The organism is Microbispora sp. NBC_01389 (genome assembly GCF_045040095.1).
GTDB lineage: Bacteria > Actinomycetota > Actinomycetes > Streptosporangiales > Streptosporangiaceae > Microbispora.
The window spans coordinates 4,834,680-4,855,132 of sequence record NZ_CP109552.1 but is presented as its reverse complement, the minus strand read 5'-3'; the positions used below and the strand labels follow the sequence as shown (position 1 = coordinate 4,855,132).

Sequence of the window (20,453 nt, the reverse complement as noted above, 5' to 3'; positions counted from 1 at the left end):
GGGTAGATCGCCGTACAGCCGCCGGGCATCCGGCGGCCTACTCAGTTCCGTACTCAGGCGGGTCGGCACTCAGGCGGGTCGGCACTCAGGCGGGTCGGCACTCAGGCGGGTCAGCGGGCGACGGTCGCGGCCCGGGCGGCGTCGACCAGGCCGTGGCCGAAGAAGCCGTTCCGGCTCGCGGGGCCCTCGCAGACCTGGGTCTCGCCGGTCCCGTAGCGGTAGGTGCGCGGCGAGGGGCAGCCCTTCGGCGTCGCCGTGGCGTAGAGCAGGCGCTCCACCTCCGCGGGGTCCATCTGGAGCCCGCCCGGGCCCGGCTTGCCGAACCGCCCGATGATGAGGGCCGCCACGCCGGTCACGTGCGGCGCCGCCATCGAGGTGCCCTCCATGTACTGGTAGTAGGCGCACTTGCCGGCACGGCACTCGCGGATCACCGAGTTGTCCTTCGGCATGCCCTTGGCGTCGAGGCGGCCCTGGGCGCGCAGGACGTGCTCGGGGGCGGCGGCGAGGATCTCCCGGTCGATCCCGCGCAGCGCGGTGCCGCCGTCGAAGACGTCGCCGCCGGGCGCCGAGATGTCGGTCTGCTCGGTGCCGTAGTCGGAGTAGGGCGCCTTGCGGCCGCTCGGGCCGACCGCGGACACCGAGATGACGCCGTCGAGCTCGGCCGGGACGTTGCGGCAGGAGTTGTCGACGGACCGGTTCTTCTCCGAGCCCTTCGGGAAGTCGGGGCTGGAGGTGTCGGTCTTCGGCTTGCCGAGGTCTCCCCCGGCGTTCCCGATGGCGGTGATCAGCGTGACGCCGTGCGACCGGGCGTAGTTGACCGCCCGCCGCATCCCCTCCAGGATCGCCCGCTGCTCCGACCGCTCGGCGGGCGTGTCGCCGGGGTTGTCCGGGCAGTTGAACGTCCAGGGGTCGACGTAGAAACTCATGTTGACCACGTCGACGCCGACGTCGGCGGCGTACTCCAGGGCGTCCAGGGTGGGCTTGAGGAAGAAGAAGCCCGAGTCGGTGCCGGCGCGCAGGTTGACCAGCGACACGTCGGGGGCGACGCCGGCGACGCCGATGCCGTTGATCGGCGAGCCGATCGTGCTCGCGACGTGGGTGCCGTGGCCGTCGTCGTCGACGTCGGCCGGGTCCTTGCACCCCTTGTACTCGCAGGGTCCGTCGAGCTTTCTGCCGTTGGGGTCGGTGGGCTGGTCGGTCACGAAGTTACGGCTCAGCGCCCGGTTGAAGTTCGGCGCGATGTCCGGGTGCCGGCCGTCGACGCCGGTGTCGATCACACCGACCAGCACCTTGTGGCTGCCCCTCGCCTTCGCGTAGGAGCCCGTGGGCGTGGCGCCGATCATCCTCATGTCCCACTGCCGGTCGGCGAGCGGTTCCGCGCCCCCTGCCCACCTCTCCCCCGCCCGCCTCTCCCCCGCCCGCGCGGCCCTGTCCGGGCGCGTCGCGCCGGGGGTCGTACGCCCTGTCGTACGCCCTGTCGTACGCCCTGTCGTACGCCACGCTCCGGCGGAGACGGGAGCGCCGGCGGTCCGGCCGATGGGGCGGTCGCGGGCGACGCCGACCACGGCGGGGTCGGCGCCGATCCGCTCGGGCGCGGAGGTGCGCACGAGGAGATAGCCGAGGCGGTCGTCGTGGGCCCGCACCGTGCCGCCGGCGGCCTCGGCCGCCCGCTGCGCGGCGGCCCGCCCGCCGTCCACGTAGAAGACCAGGTAGTCACCGGCCTGCCCGGCCGCGGTCGCGGACCCCGAGGGGCCCGGTGGAGCGGGTGTGCTCAGCGCGTCCGCTGTGCTGAACAGGATCAGCGCCGGGACGCCCGGTATCGCTGGTGCGCTGGACGAGGCGCCCAGCCCGCCGAGCAGTGCGATCGACATGATGGCCCCGGCGAGCCGCCCCCGTGCGTGCAACGCTCCTCCTCGATTCCGGGCCCGTGATCGGGCTCAGCATCTTCCCGGCAGCCAGCCGCGCGCCGCAACCCGCCGGACCGCGTGGCCCGAGAGCCGCACGGGCCGGCCGCCGCGCGGCCTGGCCTCCCGAGATGGAGGTATTCCCGGTTTGCCGGGTAATGCCGCCGGACGCGGTCCAATCCTCTGGGAACCGCGCCGGCGGCGCACATCGCGATCAGACGAGGGGCCGCGCCGTCGGGGGGATCGGCACGGGCAGGACCGTACGGCCGCTCAGGTGCCGGTCGACCGCCGCCGCCGCGGACCGGCCCTCGGCGATCGCCCACACGATCAGCGACTGGCCGCGGCCCATGTCGCCGGCCGCGAACACGCCCTCCACCGACGTCTCGTACGAGGAGTTCCTGGCCACGTTGCCGCGGGCGTCGAAGAACGACTCCGGGTCGCCCGACAGGGCGGCGAGGTCGTTCAGCAGCGGGCCCTTCTCCGGGCCGAGGAAGCCCATGGCGAGCGTGACCAGGTCGGCCGGGATCTCCCGCTCGGTGCCGGGGATCGGCGCGAACCCCGCCGCCGGGCCCTCGACGTCGACCAGGCGCAGCGCCCGCACATTGCCCTCGTCGTCGCCGGCGAACCCGGTGGTGGACACCGCGTACACGCGGTCGCCCGCCCCGGCCTCCAGCTCCTCGTGCGCGCTCTCCATCTTGAACAGCATCGGGTACGTCGGCCACGGCTGGCTGCCCGGACGGGCCGCCGGCGGCCTCGGCATGATCTCCAGCTGGGTGACCGACAGCGCGCCCTGCCGGACCGCGGTGCCGATGCAGTCGGCGCCGGTGTCGCCGCCGCCGATCACGACGACGTGCCTGCCCTCCGCCGAGATCGGCGACTCGGCGTAGTCGCCCTCCTGGGCCTTGTTGGCCGGGGGAAGGTACTCCATCGCCTGGTAGACGCCCTTGAGCTCGCGGCCGGTCACCGGCAGGTCGCGCCACGCCGTGGCGCCGCCCGCCAGCACGACGGCGTCGAACTCCGCGCGCAGCCCGGCCGCCGTGACGTCCACGCCCACGTCGACGCCGGTGCGGAACTCGGTGCCCTCGGCCTCCATCTGGGCGATGCGGCGGTCGACGTGCCGCTTCTCCATCTTGAACTCGGGGATGCCGTACCGGAGCAGCCCGCCGATCCGGTCGGCCCGCTCGAACACGACCACGTCGTGCCCGGCACGGGTGAGCTGCTGCGCGGCGGCGAGGCCGGCCGGGCCGGAGCCGACGACCGCGACCTTCCGGCCCGTCCTGACGGCGGGCGGCTGCGGCGTGACCCAGCCCTCGGCGAAGGCCCGGTCGACGATCTCGACCTCCACCCGCTTGATCGCGACCGGGTCGGAGTTGATGCCGAGCACGCACGCCGACTCGCACGGGGCGGGGCACAGGCGGCCGGTGAACTCCGGGAAGTTGTTGGTCGCGTGCAGCCGCTCGATCGCCTCGCGCCAGTCGTCGCGGTAGACGAGGTCGTTCCACTCGGGGATGAGGTTCCCGAGCGGGCAGCCGTTGTGGCAGAACGGGATGCCGCAGTCCATGCAGCGGGCCGCCTGCTTGGTCAGCGCGGGCTTGGGGAAGTCCTCGTAGACCTCGCGCCAGTCGCGGATGCGCACGTCGACCGGGCGGCGCGCCGGCAGCTCGCGCCCGTGTGTCAGGAACCCCTTCGGGTCAGCCATCGGTGTACCCCCCTTATCGTCGTGTGGGAACGGTGGTGGTGACGACGTTCATCGGCGTCACCCGTGGACGGCGGCCATGACCGCCTCGTCGATGTCGCGGCCCTCGGCCTCGGCGGCGGCCCGCGCCAGCAGGACCCGCTTGTAATCGGTCGGCATGATCTTCGCGAACCGGCCGAGCGCGGCGTCCCAGTCCGCCAGCAGCGCCTTGGCGACCGTGGATCCGGTCTCCGTGAGGTGCCTGTCGACGATCTCCCGCAGGAACTCGGCGTCCTCGTCGTTCAGCGCCTCGAGCTCCACCATCTCGCGGTTGACCCGCTCGGGCCGCAGGTCGAGCACGTACGCCACGCCGCCCGACATGCCGGCGGCGAAGTTGCGGCCGGTCGCGCCGAGGACGACGGCCCTGCCGCCGGTCATGTACTCGCAGCCGTGGTCGCCCACGCCCTCGACGACGGCGGTCGCGCCGGAGTTGCGCACGCAGAACCGCTCGCCCACGATGCCGCGGACGAAGACCTCGCCGGACGTCGCGCCGTACAGGCCGACGTTGCCCGAGACGACCTGCGTCTCGGCCTCGAACGGCGCGTCGGGGTGCGGCCGGACGACGATGCGGCCGCCCGACAGACCCTTGCCGAGGTAGTCGTTGGCGTCGCCGGTCAGCCGCAGCGTGACGCCGCGCGGCACGAACGCGCCGAACGAGTTGCCCGCCGAGCCGGTGAACGACACGTCGATCGTGTTGTCGGGCAGGCCCGCACCGCCGTACCGCTTGGTCACCTCGTGGCCGAGCATGGTGCCGACCGTGCGGTTGACGTTGCGGATGGGCAGCTCCAGCGTGACCGGCTCGCCGAGGCTCAGCGCGCCCTCGGCGAGCTGGATCAGCGTGTTGTCCAGCGCCTTGTCGAGCCCGTGGTCCTGCTCGGCGACCCTGCGGCGCGGGGTGCCCTCGGGCAGCTCCGGCTGGTGCAGGATCGGCGACAGGTCGAGGCCGGCGGCCTTCCAGTGCTCGACCGCGCGGGTGGTGTCGAGCAGGTCGGCCCGCCCGATGACCTCGTCGAGCGAGCGGTAGCCGAGCTCGGCGAGGTACTCGCGCACCTCCTGGGCGACGAACTCGAAGAAGTTCACCACGAACTCGGGCTTGCCGCTGAACCGCCTGCGCAGCTCGGGGTTCTGCGTGGCCACGCCCACCGGGCAGGTGTCGAGGTGGCAGACCCGCATCATGACGCAGCCGGAGACGACCAGCGGAGCGGTGGCGAAGCCGTACTCCTCGGCGCCGAGCAGCGCCGCGATGACCACGTCGCGGCCGGTCTTGAGCTGGCCGTCGGCCTGCACGACGATGCGGTCGCGCAGCCCGTTGAGCAGCAGCGTCTGCTGGGTCTCGGCCAGGCCGAGCTCCCAGGGGGCGCCCGCGTGCTTGACCGAGGTCAGCGGGGAGGCGCCGGTGCCGCCGTCGTGGCCGGAGATCAGCACGACGTCGGCGTGGGCCTTGCTGACGCCCGCCGCCACGGTCCCTACTCCGACCTCGGCGACCAGCTTCACGTGGACGCGGGCGCGCGGGTTGGAGTTCTTCAGGTCGTGGATGAGCTGGGCGAGGTCCTCGATCGAGTAGATGTCGTGGTGCGGCGGCGGCGAGATGAGGCCGACGCCGGGGGTGGAGTGCCGGGTCTTGGCGATCCACGGATACACCTTGTGGCCGGGCAGCTGGCCGCCCTCGCCGGGCTTGGCGCCCTGCGCCATCTTGATCTGCAGGTCGTCGGCGTTGACGAGGTATTCGCTGGTCACGCCGAACCGGCCGGAGGCCACCTGCTTGATCGCGCTGCGCCGCTCGGGGTCGTGCAGCCGCTCGGGGTCCTCGCCGCCCTCGCCGGTGTTCGACTTGGCGCCGAGCCGGTTCATCGCGATGGCCAGCGTCTCGTGCGCCTCCATGGAGATGGAGCCGTACGACATGGCGCCGGTGGAGAACCGCTTCACGATCGACTCGACCGGCTCGACCTCGTCGATCGGGATCGGCGCGCCGGCGGGACGCAGCCGGAACAGGCCGCGCAGCGTCATGAGCTTCTGGGACTGCCCGTCCACCAGGGACGTGTACTCCTTGAAGATCTCGTACCGCCGGGTGCGGGTGGAGTGCTGGAGCTTGAAGACGGTGGTCGGGTTGAACAGGTGCGGCTCGCCCTCGCGGCGCCACTGGTACTCGCCGCCGACCTCCAGCCGCCGGTGCGGGTTCTCCGCGCGGGGGTAGGCCCGCGCGTGCCGCTCCAGCGCCTCCCTGGCCAGCACGTCGAAGCCGACGCCGCCGAGACGGGAGGTGGTGCCGGTGAAGCACCTGTCGATGACCTCGGCGCCGAGGCCGAGGGCCTCGAAGATCTGCGCGCCGGTGTAGGAGGCGACCGTGGACACGCCCATCTTGGACATGACCTTCAGGACGCCCTTGCCGTACGCCTTGATGAGGTTGCGCACGGCCTTGCGCGGGTCCAGGTCGAGCTGACCGGTCGCGATCATGTCCTCGACCGTCTCCAGGGCGAGGTAGGGGTTGATCGCGCTCGCGCCGTACCCGACGAGCAGGGCCATGTGGTGGCACTCGCGGGCCTCGCCGGTCTCGATCACCAGGCCGACCCGGGTGCGGGACTTCTCCCGGATGAGGTGATGGTGCACCGCGCCGGTGAGCAGCAGCGACGGGATCGGCGCCCGCTCGCGGGAGGACCCGCGGTCGGACAGCACGATGATCCGGGCGCCGTCCTCGATGGCCCGGGAGACCTCCAGGCGGATCTCCTCCAGCCGCCGCACCAGCGCCTCGCCGCCGCCGGCGGCGTCGAACAGGCCGGACACGACGTACGGCTGGAAGCCGGGCAGCGCGCCCTCGTCGTTGATGTGAACGATCTTCGCGAGCTCGTCGTTGTCGATCACCGGGTAGGGCAGCACGAGCCGGCGGCACGAGGCCGGGCCGGGGTCGAGCAGGTTGCCCTCGGGGCCGATCGTCGACTGCAGCGAGGTGACGAGCTCCTCGCGGATGGCGTCCAGCGGCGGGTTCGTGACCTGCGCGAAGAGCTGGCTGAAGTAGTCGAACAGCAGCCGCGGCTTCTCGCTCAGCACGGCGACGGGGCTGTCGGTGCCCATCGAGCCGATCGGCTCGGCGCCGTTCCGCGCCATCGGCGTGAGGATGATCCGGAGCTCCTCCTCGGTGTAGCCGAAGGTCTGCTGCCGCTTGACCAGCGCCTCGTGGGTGGGGTGCTCGTGCTCGCGCTCGGGCAGCTCCTCGAAGCGGACCAGGCCCGCGTGCAGCCACTCGCCGTACGGCTCGGCGGCGGCGAGCTCGGCCTTGACCTCGTCGTCCTCGATGATCCGGCCGCGCGCGGTGTCCACGAGGAACATCCGGCCCGGCTGCAGGCGGCCCTTGCGGACGACCTTCTCCTGCGGGATGTCGGACAGCACGCCGGCCTCGGAGGCGAGCACGACCAGGCCGTCGTCGGTGACCCAGAACCGGCCCGGGCGCAGGCCGTTGCGGTCGAGGACCGCGCCGACCAGCGTGCCGTCGGAGAAGGTGATCGACGCGGGGCCGTCCCACGCCTCCATGAGGGTGGAGTGGAACTCGTAGAAGGCCCGGCGGGCCGGGTCCATCTCGGTGTGGTTCTCCCACGCCTCCGGGATCATCATCAGCACGGCGTGCGGCAGCGACCTGCCGCCGAGGTGCAGCAGCTCCAGCGTCTCGTCGAACGAGGCGGTGTCGGAGCCGTCCGGGTCGCAGATGGGGAACAGCCGCCGCAGGTCGCCCGGGATCAGGCCGGTGGCGAGCATCGCCTCGCGGGCGCGCATCCAGTTGCGGTTGCCGCGGACGGTGTTGATCTCGCCGTTGTGCGCGACGTACCGGTACGGGTGGGCCAGCGGCCAGGAGGGGAAGGTGTTGGTCGAGAAGCGCGAGTGGACCAGCGCGATCGCGCTCACGTAGCGCTCGTCGGACAGGTCGGCGAAGAACGGCTCGACCTGCAGCGAGGTCAGCATGCCCTTGTAGACGATGGTCCGCGAGGACAGCGAGGAGAAGTAGACGTCCGCCTCGTGCTCGGCCCGCTTGCGGAAGGCGAACACGATCCGGTCGAGGTCGGCACCGGTCTCGCCGCCGGGCGCGGTCACGAACAGCTGCGCGAAGTGGGGCATGACCGCCCGCGCGGTGGCGCCGGGCAGGTCGCGGTCCACCGGCAGGTCGCGCCAGCCGAGGATGTTCACGCCCTCCTCGGCGGCGATCCGCTCGATGATCCCGCTCGCGGCGGCCCTCGCCTGCTCGTCCGCCGGCAGGAACGCGGTGCCCGCGGCGTACGCGCCCTCCGCGGGAAGCTCGCCGGGCCATCCCAGCTCGGCGGTTACGGCGCGGAAGAACGCGTCGGGGATCTGGGTGAGGATGCCCGCTCCGTCGCCGGTGTCCGGCTCGCTGCCGCTCGCGCCCCGGTGGTCGAGGTTGCGGAGGGCCGTCAGTGCCTTGGCGACGATGTCGTAGCTGCGGCGACCCTGCACGTCTGCGACCATGGCGACGCCGCAGGCGTCATGCTCGAAGGCGGGGTCGTAGAGTCCCTGAGGCTCGGGGAGACCTCCGGGAAGGCCAAGGCGGGCAGCAGGCATGTAGTCACTCCCGTCGTCAACTTCTGCGTGGAACAGAGGGACGACGCTGGCCCTGCTGCGGTTGTGGTGCTTAGAGATTACAACACGCTGCCGGAATAGTGCCCCCCCGGTCCGCTTCGCGAACCTGCACAGGTCAGCGCGCTGGATGGGGCCTCGATAGGGTTTGCGCATGGGTGGACATGAGGCGATCGACGAACTGCTCGCGGAGGCCGGCGTGGACGGCCTGGGCCTGCGCGGGGCACTGGCGCTCCTGTCAGGCGGCCGCTGGTGGACCCTGCCTGACCTGGTACGGGAGACCGCGACGCCACGGCGGACGATCGAGTCGCTGCTGCGGGCGCTCCCCCTTGAGCACAGCGGCGACCGTGTCCGGATACCCATGGATCAGGTCAACCGCTTCAACGCGGGGGTCGAGCCGGATATTTCCGATCTGGGGAATCCGGTGTCCGAAATGGTGCCGGAACACGCCGAAACCCTGGCCCGCCTGGAGCGGCTGATCGCCGAGGCTCCCCGGGGCCGGCACGCGCTCGACCACGTCTCCGCGACCGCCGAGACCGTGCTGCGCCGCGCCCTCCTGCTGGGGCGGCGGTTCTGGCTGCCCGGCGCCCGCCTGCTGTGCGTCGGCGACCACGACCTGACCTCGCTGGCCGTGCGGATGGTCCACCCGGAGGTAGAGGTGGCGGTGGCCGACATCGACGACCGCATCCTGGAGTTCGTCGACGCCCAGGACCTCGGGGTGCGCACCCGGTGGGCCGACCTGCGCCTCGGCCTGCCGCCGTCGCTGCGCGGCTGGGCCGACCTCGCGATCACCGACCCGCCGTATACACCGGAGGGGATCGGGCTGTTCGCCGCCCGGGCCGCCGAGGGCCTGCGCGACCGCGAGCGGGGACGCATCCTTGTGGCGTACGGCGCCTCCGAGCGCACCCCGATGCTCGCGCTGAAGGTGCAGAAGGCTCTTGTCGACCTCAATCTTCTGCATGAGGCGATATTTCCGCACTTCAACCGATATCACGGGGCAGAGGCGATCGGTAGCGCAGCGGACCTCTACGTGCTGCGTCCCACCACGAAGACCTGGCCCGCGATCGCGGCGCGGCTCGACCGCCTCGCCACGGCCATCTACACGCAGGGCCCCCAGGCCGTGGAGTCCGCCCCCGCCGGGCGTCCCGGCAGGGCGGCGGCGAAGGCGGCAGGCGGCGCGGCCGGCCCGGGTGCGGAAAGCGCGGCGGACAGGGCGGCGGACAGGGCGGCGGACAGGGCGGCGGACAGGGCGGCGGACGAGGCGGCGGTGACCGCGTTCGGGCCGGGCCTGCTCGCCGGGGACTGGCCGCGCGGCCTGCTGCCCCAGGTGCCCCGCACCCGGCTCGCCACGCTGCTGGCCAAGCCGTACGCCGCCGACCCGGAGCGGGTGGCGATCGCGGTGCCGGCCGGGCTGGAGGCGGCCCTGCCCCGCCTGCTGCTCGCCACCCGGGCCCGGCACGTGCGGGTGCTCACCGCCGGCCCGGTCGCCGGGCTGCCCGCGCTGGCCGCGTTGCTCGCCCCGGTCTACGACCTCGCCGCCGAGGGCCGTGTCCTCGACGCCGTACGGCTCGCGCCGCCGGAGGGCGGGCCGGACCGGATCATCCGCGCGATCCTCGACAGCGCGCACGGCAAGCTCGCCAACACCTGGCGGGAGGCGCTCACCAGGACCGGCCCGACGACGACCGACCTCACCGAAACGCCCGGGCTCACCAAGCGGCAGGCCAGGGCCGCCGTGGAGTCGGCCGCTCCCTGGGCCGGCGACGCGACCCCGCTCGAACTCCCGCTCCACCGCCTCGCCCAGATGACGGAAGAGATCGCCGCCCCCACCCCGGCCTGACCCTCGCCGGGGATCCACCGGCAGGGCGAGTCCCGCACCGCGATCAGCCGCGCGGGCAGGCGCGTTCCCGGGACCCCGGCCAGTGCGCTGTCCTGCTGCCGGCCCTTACTGCTGGGCGGGCGGGACGGACGGGGACGGCGGCGCTGTAACGGAAGACGCCGGAGAGGCGCCGGGATCGGCCGGCGGGTCCTCCGCGGGCTGGGCGGTGTCGGCCGGGCCCGGCGGCTGGGCGGGTTCCGACGGCACGCCGGCGACCGCGACCACCCGGCGGAAGACCGCTCTTTCCGCCTCCCGCACGGCCAGGCCGAGCATGACGAAGTCGTCGTTCTCGCCCGGCTCGGCGCCGTCGGTCCTGCCGATCCAGGCCACGCCGAGGTAGTGCCCCATGACCTGGGCGCTGGCCTCGCTGTAGGTGCCGAACTTCGCCCGGGGGGATCCGAGCGGCTGCACCCAGGAGCCCCGGTAGAGCGTCGCCAGCGACGTCGCCAGCGACTCGGCGGAGGCGACGGACGACAGGTTGAACAGCGTGTACTGCGCCAGGTGGACCCCGTCGGCCGTGGCGTACAGGCCGCGGACGGCCTGGGTGCACCCGGCCTCCGCGAGGGAGTCGGCGAGGTCGGCGCCCCACACCGCTCCCCCGCAGGCCTGGTCGAGGCGGCTGGTGAGGCGGCGCAGCGTGGTCTTGCCCGCGCTGAGCGTCCGAGCGCCGAACACCTCCTGGACGCTCAGCGGCGCGGCGTCCGCCTTGCGGTCCGCGATCGGGGCGAACTCCTTGAGAGACGGCCAGGACTGGAAGGACGACGGCAGTCCCTGGCCCGAGATGTCCGCCGACGCCCCCGTCGGCGCCGCCGCGGGTCCGCCTCCGCCCAGCGCGTTGACCACCAGTGTCAGCACCAGGGCGATCGCCAGCACGCCCACGGCGGTCACGGACCAGACGAACACGCGCTGCTGCCGGTCGTCCAGCCCGAGATCGGTGAGGGTGGATCCGGCCCAGCGCTCGGCCGTCGCGGACGACCGGCGCTTGCGCTTGGTCATAGACCGCCTGTTCCGATCAGCGACCCCAGTCCCCAGGTCAGCGCCGCCGCCACGGCCCCCACCACGAGCTGGCGGAGGCCGCTGAACCACCAGCTTCTGGCCGTCACGCGCGAGACCACCGCGCCGGCGACGAACAGCGCCACCATCGACGCGGCGGCCGAGATCCACAGGCTCCGCGCGCCGAGCAGGTACGGCAGGAGCGGGACCAGGGCGCCGAGGGCGAACGATAAGAACGACGACCCGGCGGCGAGCAGCGGCGACGGCAGGTCGCCGGGGTCCACGCCCAGCTCGGCCCGCGTGTGGACGGCGAGCGCCTCCTCCGGGTCGCGGGAGATCTGGCGCGCGACCTCCCTGGCGGTCTCCGGATCCACGCCCCGCTGGACGTACATCTGGGCCAGCTCGGCCTCCTCGGCCTCGGGATGCCGCTCCAGCTCCCGCCGCTCGACGTCGATCTCGGCCTCGGCCAGCTCGCGCTGGCTGGCGACCGACACGTACTCGCCGCCCGCCATGGAGAACGCTCCGGCGGCCAGGCCGGCGATGCCGGCGAGGGCGATGATCCTGGTCTCGGCGGTGCCACCGGCGACACCCGCGATGAGCGCGAAGTTGGACACCAGCCCGTCCATCGCGCCGAACACCACGGGCCGCAGCCATCCGCCGGTGACGTCCCTGTGCTGGTGGTGTGCCTCGGCCCGTGCCCCCGTCCTGGCCTCGGTCATCGCCGCCCGGCCTCCGGATCCGGCATGGTCCCGCCGTCGCCGGTGGCGCCGGCGCCCGCCGGCGCCCTGTCCCCCTCACCGGAGTCCGCCGCGGCGTCTTCGGAACCCGCGGAAGCGGAGTCCACGGAAGCGGAGCCGGTGCCGTCCGTCTCCGCTGTGTCTCCCTGGGCGGTGATCAGGCCGCCGGCCTCCCCGCCGCCGAGCTCGGGCCCGTCGGCCTGGTCCCGCTGGTGGGCGGGGTCGGCGCCCTCGCCGTCCCCCGCGAGGACGCCGACCGGCTCCTCCCCCGTCCGGTTGCGGGACAGCAGCAGGTACGCGACGGCGCACAGGAAGATGACGATCGAGGTCCACTGGTTCAGCCGCAGGCCGAGGATCTCGTGGGCGGGATCGACCCGCAGCCCCTCGATCCAGAAGCGGCCCAGCGTGTAGCCCGCGACGTACAGCGCGAACACCCGGCCGTGGCGGAGGCCGAAGCGGCGGGCGGCCAGGATCAGCACGCCGGCGAGCGCCAGGTCCCACAGCGACTCGTACAGGAAGGTCGGGTGGTAGGTGGTCACGCCGGGGACGGTGCCCGGGCGGCCCGGCTCGATCTCCAGCGCCCACGGCAGGGTGGTGGGGCCGCCGAAAAGCTCCTGGTTGAAGTAGTTGCCCCAGCGGCCGATGGCCTGGGCGACGGCCACGCCGGGGGCGAGGGTGTCGGCCACTGCGGTGAAGGAGATGCCGCGGCGGCGGCAGGCGATCCAGACGCCGAGCGCGCCGAGCGCGATCGCGCCCCAGATGCCGAGGCCGCCCTCCCAGATGAACAGGGCGTCGATCGGCCGCTTGGGCGCGTCGGAGCCGAAGTAGATCTGCCAGTCGGTGACGACGTGGTAGAGACGTCCGCCGACGAGGCCGAAGGGCACGGCCCAGACCGCGAGGTCGGTGACCGTCCCCGGGGCGCCGCCGCGGGCGCGCCAGCGGCGTTCGCCGATCCAGACGGCGACGACGACGCCGAGCACGATGCACAGGGCGTACGCGCGGATCGGGATCGGTCCGAGATTCCAGACCCCCTGTGACGGGCTGGGAATCGAGGCGAGGAGGGGCATGTAACGTGACGTTACCGCAAGAGGGGGCGAGTCCGGTGCCCGCCGCGTTCATCGGTACCTGGACGTGCTCCGGCCGCCCGCCGGCGGGTCATCCGGGTAGGTCACCGACCGGCGCGGAGTGTGGGGCGGAACGGTCGTCGCGGGGCATGCCGGAATGCTCACCCGCCACACGGCGGCGAAACCCGGATCATCGACACCCCCGAGCATCGACACCGGGGCTGAGCCTCTCTCGCCGGGGTCAGCCCTTGGCGGCGTTGACCACGGCGTCGCGCAGCGCGCTCGGCACGAACGCGGTCGTGCTGTCGAGCTCCTTGCCGTTGACCTTGACGGTCGGCGTGCCGCCCAGCTTCTGCGTGCTCATGACCTGCTGCGTGTACGTCTGGTGCGCCTGGACGTTGCCCTGCTTGCGCACGCAGTCGTCGAAGCCGGAGGAGGTCACGCCCGCCTCCTTGCCCCACGTGATCAGCTGGTCCACGGAGAACCCGCTGGAGGTCTCGCTCGGCTGGTTCTTGTAGAGCTTGTCGTGGAAGGCCACCCACTGCCGGCCGTCCGTGACGCACCGGGCGGCCGAGGCCGCGCGCAGCGAGTTGCCCTTGGTCGGCTCCTGCGGGAAGATCGTGATCACGTGGTAGGCGACCTTCGCCTTGCCCTCGGCGGCCAGGTTCTTCAGCGTGGCGCCGCTGGTCTCCTCGAACTGCTTGCACGCCGGGCACTGGAAGTCCTCGTACACGTCGACCACGGGCGTGGTGACCCCCGGCTTGGCCATCACGACGGTCCCGTCCTCCTGCACGGTCACGGCGGCGAGGCCGCCGGCGACCTTCTCCGAGGCGCCCTGCCGCACCGACCACACGACGAAGGCGGCCGCGACCACGACGACCACCGCGATGGTGGCGATCATCGTGACGCGCCTGCGCTGGTCCTGCTTGCGCAGCGCCTCCCGCTGCGCCGCGATGCGCGCCTTGGCCGCCTCACTCGTCCGCTTGCTCACGAACCTTCCCCCCTGCTGTCACCGCGGCCGGGCCCAGCGCCGGACCCGCGGTCCTGTCTCTCAGACGCGGTCGTCCCGGTCCTCGTCCGGACCGTCCTCGTCCACCGGCTCCCGGGTTCCCCCGAAACCGAGAGCCGAGTCAAGCGACAGACGGCTCACCGGCTTCACGACGATCCACGCCGCGCAGGCGAGCAGCCCGATGTCACGTGCGAGTTCCCAGAAGTAGTTCGGATCCTGGCCCGCGGCGAGGGTGCCGTCGCCGCCGAAGCAGCCGCAGTCGATGCGCAGCCCCCTGGCCCACGCGGACCCGATGCCGATGACGAAGGCCACCATCAGCACGCCACCGGCTCCCGCCGCCACCCGGGTGAACAGGCCGACGAGCAGTAGCAGGCCCGCGATGATCTCCACGACCGGCAGGCCGTACCCGACGACCTGCGCCAGGGACTCCGGCAGCAGCTGATAGGCGCGCACCGCCTGCACCGACAGCGCGGGCGCACCGATCTTGAGCGCGCCGGCGACGATCAGCACGGCCGCCAGCACGACGCGCGCCGCGGTCGTGACCCAAGGGAACACCGGTTTCGCGGACGGTAACCGGCCGGACACCTGAGCGCCGGATGCCAACTGAACCATCAGACTCCTCGCCCGGTAGGCAACACCGACTGAACAGTACCGGGACCCAACCTCACCATGTGTGGGATAAGAGCATGGTAAGCGGTGGCGTTTCCGCTGTTCGCGGCGGTACCGGGGGGAGAAAGCCGGAGATCCGGCTCAGCGCCGGACACCCCTGGCGAGTTCCTCCCCGAGTTCGCGTACCGCCGCGAGTCCGGACGTCTCGTCCGGCGCGTCGAGCAGCCGCCGGATGAAGGCCGACCCGACGATGACCCCGTCGGCGTACGACGCGACCTCGGCGGCCTGGGCGCCGTTCCCGACGCCGAGACCCACGCAGACCGGCAGCGACGTGTGCGCCCTGGTCTTTTTGACCAGTCCCTCGGCCGCCGAGCTGACCGACTCCCTGGCGCCGGTCACGCCCATCAGCGAGGCCGCGTACACGAAACCGGTGCAGCAGGCGGCGACCCGGGCGATGCGCTCGTCCGGCGAGCTGGGCGCGACGAGGAAGACCGTGCCGAGGCCGGATTCCCGGCTCGCGTCGAGCCAGGGCCCGGACTCCTCGGGCGTCAGGTCCGGAGTGATGGTCCCGACGCCGCCCGCCGAGGCGAGGTCGCGCGCGAAGCGCTCGGCGCCGTAGCGGTCGATCGGGTTCCAGTACGTCATCACCAGCGTCGCGGCCCCGGACTTCGCCACGCCCTCGACGGTGCGCAGCACGTCGGCGATGCGGGTGCCGTTCTCCAGCGACCGGTGCACCGCGTCCTGGATCGTCGGGCCGTCCATCAGCGGATCGGAGTACGGCAGGCCGATCTCGATCACGTCGCAGCCGGCCTCGACCATCGCGGTCGCGGCCTTCACCGCGCCGTCCTTGGTCGGGAAGCCGGCCGGCAGGTAGCCGACGAGCGCGGCCCTGTCCTCGGCGCGTGCCTTGTCGAACACCGCCTGGAGTGTCGTCATCGGGATGCCCTATCGATGCTGGATCAGAGGTTGAAGTACTTCATGGCGGTGCCCATGTCCTTGTCGCCGCGTCCCGAGAGGTTCACCAGGATCAGGGCGTCCGGGCCGAGTTCGCGGCCGAGCCGCAGCGCGCCCGCGAGCGCGTGTGAGGACTCGATGGCCGGGATGATGCCCTCGGTGCGCGCGAGCAGGGCGAAGGCCTCCATGGCCTCCTCGTCGGTCACGCCCTCGTAGGTGGCGCGGCCGCTGTCCTTCAGCCACGCGTGCTCGGGGCCGACGCCGGGGTAGTCGAGACCGGCGGAGATCGAGTGCGACTCGATCGTCTGGCCCTCGTCGTCCTGCAGGACGTAGGTGCGGGCGCCGTGCAGCACGCCGACGCTGCCCTGGGTGAGGGTGAGCGCGTGCTCGCCGGACTCCGCGCCCCGGCCGCCGGCCTCGTAGCCGTACAGCCGGACGCCCTCGTCGGGGATGAAGGCGTGGAAGAGGCCGATGGCGTTCGACCCGCCGCCGACGGCGGCGCACACCGCGTCGGGCAGGCCGCCGGTGAGCTCCCGCACCTGGCGGCGCGCCTCGACTCCGATGATCCGGGCGAAGTCCCGGACGATCTCGGGGAACGGGTGCGGCCCGGCGACCGTGCCGAACAGGTAGTGGGTGTGCTCCACGTTGGTGACCCAGTCGCGGAACGCCTCGTTGATGGCGTCCTTGAGGGTCTGGCTGCCGTTCGTGACCGGGACGACCGTCGCGCCGAGGAGCTTCATCCTGGCGACGTTGAGCGCCTGGCGCTCGCAGTCGACGGCGCCCATGTAGATGACGCACTCCAGGCCCATCAGCGCCGCGGCGGTCGCGGTGGCGACGCCGTGCTGGCCCGCCCCGGTCTCCGCGATGACCCGCCGCTTGCCCAGCCGCTTGGTCAGCAGCGCCTGGCCGAGCACATTGTTGATCTTGTGAGCGCCGGTGTGGGTGAGGTCCTCCCGCTTGAGCAGGATCCGGGCGCCGCCCGCGTGCTCCGCGAAGCGCGGCACCTCGGTCAGCGTCGTGGGACGGCCCGCGTACGTGCGCAGCAGGTGGTCGAACTCGCGGACGAAGTCGAGATCGGTCTTGGCCTTCTCGTACTCGGCGGCCACCTCGTCGAGGGCCGGGATGAGCGCCTCGGGCACGTACCGGCCGCCGAATATGCCGAACTTGCCCCGGGCGTCCGGATCGTCGCCGCCGACTCCGCCCCCGGCCAGGTCGGCGGGGGTGATGAGGGTCTCGTCCGTCGAGGTCACGCGGCCTCCTTCTGCGGTGCTGTCGTTCACGGGTGCCTCTCGGAGCCGGTGTCCTGCCGCGAGGCCGGGTGCGCGCCCGCGGTCACCAGGTCGTTGACCGCGGCCTTGGGGTCCCTGCCGGTGACGAGGCTCTCGCCCACCAGCACCGCGTCGGCTCCCGCCCGCGCGTACGCGAGCAGGTCGTGCGGCCCGCGCACCCCGGACTCCGCGATCTTGATGACGCCGTCCGGCACCTTGGGCGCGAGCCTGGCGAACACCTCGCGGTCCACCTGCAGCGTCTTCAGGTCGCGGGCGTTGACGCCGACGACCTTCGCGCCGGCGTCCACCGCGCGGGTCAGCTCCTCCTCGGTGTGCACCTCGACGAGCGGGCAGAGCCCGATCGACTCGGCCCGCTCGATCAGCGAGACGAGCGCCTGCTGGTCGAGGGCCGCCACGATCAGCAGGGCGAGGTCGGCGCCGTGCGCCCGGGCCTCCCACAGCTGGTAGGAGGTGACGATGAAGTCCTTGCGCAGGACGGGCACGTCGACCGCGGCCCGCACGGCCGCGAGGTCGGCGAGCGTGCCGCCGAACCTGCGCCGCTCCGTCAGCACGCTGATGACGTGCGCGCCGCCCTCCTCGTAGTCGGCGGCGAGCGCGGCGGGGTCGGCGATGGCGGCGAGCGCGCCCTTGGACGGGCTCGACCTCTTCACTTCGGCGATCACCGAGACCCGGTCGCCGCCGAGCGCGGCGTAGGCGTCCAGGGGCTCGGGGGCGCGGGCGGCGATGCGCTTGAGCTCCTCGATCGGCACGTCGCGCTGCCGCTCCTCGAGGTCCTCCCGCACGCCCACGATGATGTCGTCAAGAACACTCACGCGTCCTCCTCGCCTTCGGCTCGGAGCTCGCGCGAATCACCTGTCCGCTCGCTCACGCGCAAGGGTCCCTCCGGTCGGCTGCTCTCGGTCGGCTGCTCTGCGTTCCTGCCCTGCGATGGTATCGGCCCGTCTCGCGTCGATCGGCCACAGGGTCGCGTCACGGAGCGAGGAAATGCCCGAAAGGCACATTACGCACTACCCAGAAGACGGCCGCGACGGCGATCAGCCCCCACAGGTAGGCGGGGCGTGCGGCGCCCGGGCCCACGGGCCGCCCCTGCCATGATCGTAACGTCCACCTGGCCCAGGCCGCGATCGCGACAGGAACGCAGACGACAAAGAGAAGGTTCATGCGCGCCGCCCCGGCGAGGTCGGCGTGCGCGAGATCGTGCACGGCGCGCAGCGCGCCGCAACCCGGACAGTACAGACCGGTGAGGTAGTAGAAGGGACAGACGGGGTAGTGACCCGGCTCGTGCGGGTCGACCACCGCCAGGTACGCCACCGCCGCGGCGAGACCGGCGGCGGCGCCGAGCGGCGCGCACAGCGACCATATCCGGTCCCGCGCGCGCCGTCCGGTCACGTCCACGTGCTCAGCCTAACGCTCAGGCGCGCACGACCACGGTGCCGACGATCTTGTCGGCGAAGGTCTGCCGCTTGGCGTCCCACAGCGGCCAGAGGAAGCCGATGTAGCAGGGCAGGCCGTCGATGATGTGGCAGAGGTACCGGACGAAGGCCATGCCGAAGCCGATGTACTCGCCCGTCTCCTCCTTGACCGTCTTGATGCCGAGGACCTTCTTGCCGACCGTCTGGCCGGTGGTGCCCTCCCGGTACTTCAGCCACAACGTGAGGCCGAGCGCGACGACGAGGCCCAGGAAGTAGATGACCACGCCGATCCCGCTGCCGCCCGTCGAGGTGAGCTGCCCGGTGTCCGGGTCCACCTCGAGGGAACTGGCGGTCATGGAGCCGCCGATGGTGTAGAGGATGCCGGACGGGATGCCGATGACCAGCGCGTCGATCAGGTAGGCGCCGACGCGCAGACCCCAGTGGGCGAGCTCGGGGCCGCCGTAGCCGCCGGAGGGCTGGCCGCCGTACTGGCCGGGGCCGTACTGGCCGCCCTGGGGCGGCGGGTAACCGCCCTGCCCGCCAGGCTGCTGGGGAGGCTGCTGAGGGGGGTAACCACCCTGGTTGTACGGGTCGTTGCCGTAGGTCATGTGGAGCTCCAGCGAAAGTGGGAGAAGGAACGCGAAGGGGAGGAGACCCGGGGCGGGGACTAACCGGCGACGTGCGCGACGCTCAGCGCCGCCAGCAGACCCAGCCCGATCGCGTAGAGGAGCCAGACGGCGGCGCCGGCGTAGGACAGGATCAGCCCGGCGATCGCGAGACCCCGGCCCTGTTCGCCCGTCCGGCGTGTCTGGTGCAACGCGACGTGACCACAGATGACGCCGGCGATCCCGGGAATCCCGCAGAAGAGCAGGCCGAGGACGCCGAGAACGAGCGAAGCGACGGCCATGCCGTTCGTGCGGGGACCATGGGGTTGGTGGTACCCGTACGGAGGGGGCGGCGGCGGATAGCCGTACCCGTGTCCATAGCCGTGGCCATAGCCGGAGACCGGCGGCACGCCGCCCGCGCCGGGCGGGTGGCCGTGGCCACCCGAGTCACCCGGCAGGTACCCGTGGCTCATCCGGTCTCCTGTGCGATCAACGAAGTCGCCGCGAAGCCTACAGACAGCCGGGCGACCGATCGGAGCGAAAACCCGGTTTGTGGGCTATTTGTAATCTGAGCTGGGAACGGTCCAGCACCCAGGCCGGCTCGCCGCCGGGTGAGCGGGTCAGCGCCCGCGGTCGTCGGTGGGGCCGTCTGGGCGGTCGTCGGTGGGGTCCTCGCCCTCGTCGAGCGCGTCCCACATGGCGCGGTCGGCGTCCCGCGCCGGAGCGCGTCCCGGCTCCGCGCGGGCGTGCCCGGCGTCCCGTTCGTACCTGCCCGACATGCCGGGCCAGCGCGCGCCGCGCACCGCCGCGACCACCCCGGACCCGAGCAGGACCAGCCCGCCCGCGGCGGCGAGCAGCGGCCAGACCCAGGCGCGCGACTCCACCGGGACCGCGGCGCCGGAGATCGTCGCCGTCGTCGCGTGCGCGCGGGCCGCGGCGGCGACCGTCGCGTCTCGGGTGCCGTCCCAGGCTCCGGCCGCGACCGCCGCGCCGAGCAACGCGACGACCCCGCCGATCGCCCGCCGCCCGATCCCCCGCGCCGCCAGTACGGCCACCGCGGCGGCGAGCGCGGCCAGCGCGGCGGGTGGGAGCCAGGCGACCAGGTCGCCGCCGGTGAGGCCGTCCTGCCCCGCTCCCCCGGGGCCCCCGGCGGCGCCGAGCGTCACCCACCGCCTGCCCGCGGCGAGCAGCGCGAGGCCGCCGCCGGCGGCGCAGGCGGCCAGCCAGACGAGCAGCGAGCGCCCCGCCGTACGGCCGGCCCGGCCCGGCGCGGCGGCGTGATCCGGGGCGGAAGCAGGGGTGGGAGTGGTCACGGCGCGCCGGTCACGCCGAGGACATCGAGGACGTCGGCGTCGAAGCAGGTGCGGTCGCCGGTGTGGCAGGCGGCGCCCACCTGGTCGACCTTCAGCAGGACCGTGTCGCCGTCGCAGTCGAGCGCGACGTGCCTGACCCACTGCACGTGGCCGGAGGTGTCGCCCTTCACCCAGTACTCCCCCCGGCTGCGGGACCAGTAGGTCGCCCGGCCGGTGGTGAGCGTGCGGTGCAGCGCCTCGTCGTCCATCCAGGCGAGCATCAGCACCTCGCCGGTGTCGTGCTGCTGGACGATCGCGGGCACCAGGCCGTCCGGGGTGCGCTTGAGCCGGTCGGCGATCTTCGGGTCGAGGGCCATGGGGCCAATTGTGCCGCAG

The 20,453-nt window shown here is 72.9% G+C and carries 17 protein-coding genes; 1 reads left to right on the top strand and 16 read right to left on the bottom strand.

Annotation, left to right across the window (positions count from 1 at the left end):
* Positions 1 to 110: 110 nt before the first annotated feature.
* The 3 genes from OG344_RS21965 to gltB form a co-directional block, all read right to left on the bottom strand.
* Positions 111 to 1,904: a S8 family peptidase gene (locus OG344_RS21965; RefSeq protein WP_405084672.1), complete on the bottom strand. Its 1,794-nt coding sequence runs from the start codon at positions 1,902 to 1,904 to the stop codon at positions 111 to 113.
* A 214-nt stretch (positions 1,905 to 2,118) separates the two neighbouring features.
* The gene (locus tag OG344_RS21960) at positions 2,119 to 3,603 is read right to left on the bottom strand and encodes a glutamate synthase subunit beta (RefSeq protein ID WP_405084671.1); all 1,485 of its coding nucleotides are present in this window, start codon (positions 3,601 to 3,603) and stop codon (positions 2,119 to 2,121) included.
* Between the two features lie 57 nt (positions 3,604 to 3,660).
* Positions 3,661 to 8,202: a glutamate synthase large subunit gene (gene gltB / locus OG344_RS21955; protein ID WP_405084670.1), complete on the bottom strand. Its 4,542-nt coding sequence runs from the start codon at positions 8,200 to 8,202 to the stop codon at positions 3,661 to 3,663.
* A gap of 169 nt (positions 8,203 to 8,371) precedes the next feature.
* Here gltB and OG344_RS21950 point away from each other — a divergent pair, with 169 nt between their 5' ends.
* The gene (locus OG344_RS21950) at positions 8,372 to 10,054 is read left to right on the top strand and encodes a bis-aminopropyl spermidine synthase family protein (RefSeq protein ID WP_405084669.1); all 1,683 of its coding nucleotides are present in this window, start codon (positions 8,372 to 8,374) and stop codon (positions 10,052 to 10,054) included.
* A 105-nt stretch (positions 10,055 to 10,159) separates the two neighbouring features.
* Here OG344_RS21950 and OG344_RS21945 read toward each other — a convergent pair whose 3' ends face one another.
* From OG344_RS21945 to hisI, 13 genes are all read right to left on the bottom strand, one after another.
* A complete protein-coding gene (locus tag OG344_RS21945; protein WP_405084668.1) occupies positions 10,160 to 11,089 on the bottom strand; it encodes a hypothetical protein in 930 nt (309 codons plus the stop codon).
* Positions 11,086 to 11,805: a VIT1/CCC1 transporter family protein gene (locus OG344_RS21940; protein WP_405084667.1), complete on the bottom strand. Its 720-nt coding sequence runs from the start codon at positions 11,803 to 11,805 to the stop codon at positions 11,086 to 11,088. The genes OG344_RS21945 and OG344_RS21940 overlap by 4 nt, the downstream gene beginning before the upstream one ends.
* Entirely contained in the window at positions 11,802 to 12,890 is a 1,089-nt protein-coding gene (gene lgt, locus OG344_RS21935; protein WP_405084666.1) for a prolipoprotein diacylglyceryl transferase, read from the bottom strand. Before lgt ends, OG344_RS21940 begins: the two co-directional genes overlap by 4 nt.
* A gap of 238 nt (positions 12,891 to 13,128) precedes the next feature.
* Positions 13,129 to 13,878: a DsbA family protein gene (locus tag OG344_RS21930; protein ID WP_405084665.1), complete on the bottom strand. Its 750-nt coding sequence runs from the start codon at positions 13,876 to 13,878 to the stop codon at positions 13,129 to 13,131.
* Positions 13,879 to 13,938: 60 nt separating this feature from the next.
* Positions 13,939 to 14,451 (bottom strand): DoxX family protein, encoded by a 513-nt coding sequence (locus OG344_RS21925; protein WP_405084664.1) that lies wholly within the window; start codon positions 14,449 to 14,451, stop codon positions 13,939 to 13,941.
* 195 nt (positions 14,452 to 14,646) lie between these two features.
* A complete protein-coding gene (gene trpA / locus OG344_RS21920; protein WP_150933139.1) occupies positions 14,647 to 15,441 on the bottom strand; it encodes a tryptophan synthase subunit alpha in 795 nt (264 codons plus the stop codon).
* Positions 15,442 to 15,464: 23 nt separating this feature from the next.
* Positions 15,465 to 16,670: a tryptophan synthase subunit beta gene (trpB, locus tag OG344_RS21915; protein ID WP_405089139.1), complete on the bottom strand. Its 1,206-nt coding sequence runs from the start codon at positions 16,668 to 16,670 to the stop codon at positions 15,465 to 15,467.
* Positions 16,671 to 16,735: 65 nt separating this feature from the next.
* A complete protein-coding gene (trpC, locus tag OG344_RS21910; RefSeq protein WP_204283735.1) occupies positions 16,736 to 17,560 on the bottom strand; it encodes an indole-3-glycerol phosphate synthase TrpC in 825 nt (274 codons plus the stop codon).
* Positions 17,561 to 17,717: 157 nt separating this feature from the next.
* Complete coding sequence (locus OG344_RS21905; RefSeq protein ID WP_405084663.1) at positions 17,718 to 18,143, bottom strand: DUF2752 domain-containing protein; 426 nt, start codon at positions 18,141 to 18,143, stop codon at positions 17,718 to 17,720.
* 16 nt (positions 18,144 to 18,159) lie between these two features.
* On the bottom strand, positions 18,160 to 18,768 hold the full coding sequence (locus tag OG344_RS21900; protein ID WP_405084662.1) for an RDD family protein: 609 nt from the start codon (positions 18,766 to 18,768) through the stop codon (positions 18,160 to 18,162).
* A gap of 59 nt (positions 18,769 to 18,827) precedes the next feature.
* Positions 18,828 to 19,238, bottom strand: a complete 411-nt coding sequence (locus OG344_RS21895; RefSeq protein WP_405084661.1) for a DUF4190 domain-containing protein — start codon at positions 19,236 to 19,238, stop codon at positions 18,828 to 18,830.
* A 147-nt stretch (positions 19,239 to 19,385) separates the two neighbouring features.
* On the bottom strand, positions 19,386 to 20,078 hold the full coding sequence (locus OG344_RS21890) for a TIGR02234 family membrane protein (protein ID WP_405084660.1): 693 nt from the start codon (positions 20,076 to 20,078) through the stop codon (positions 19,386 to 19,388).
* A complete protein-coding gene (gene hisI, locus OG344_RS21885) occupies positions 20,075 to 20,434 on the bottom strand; it encodes a phosphoribosyl-AMP cyclohydrolase (protein ID WP_405084659.1) in 360 nt (119 codons plus the stop codon). Before hisI ends, OG344_RS21890 begins: the two co-directional genes overlap by 4 nt.
* Positions 20,435 to 20,453 lie beyond the last annotated feature (19 nt).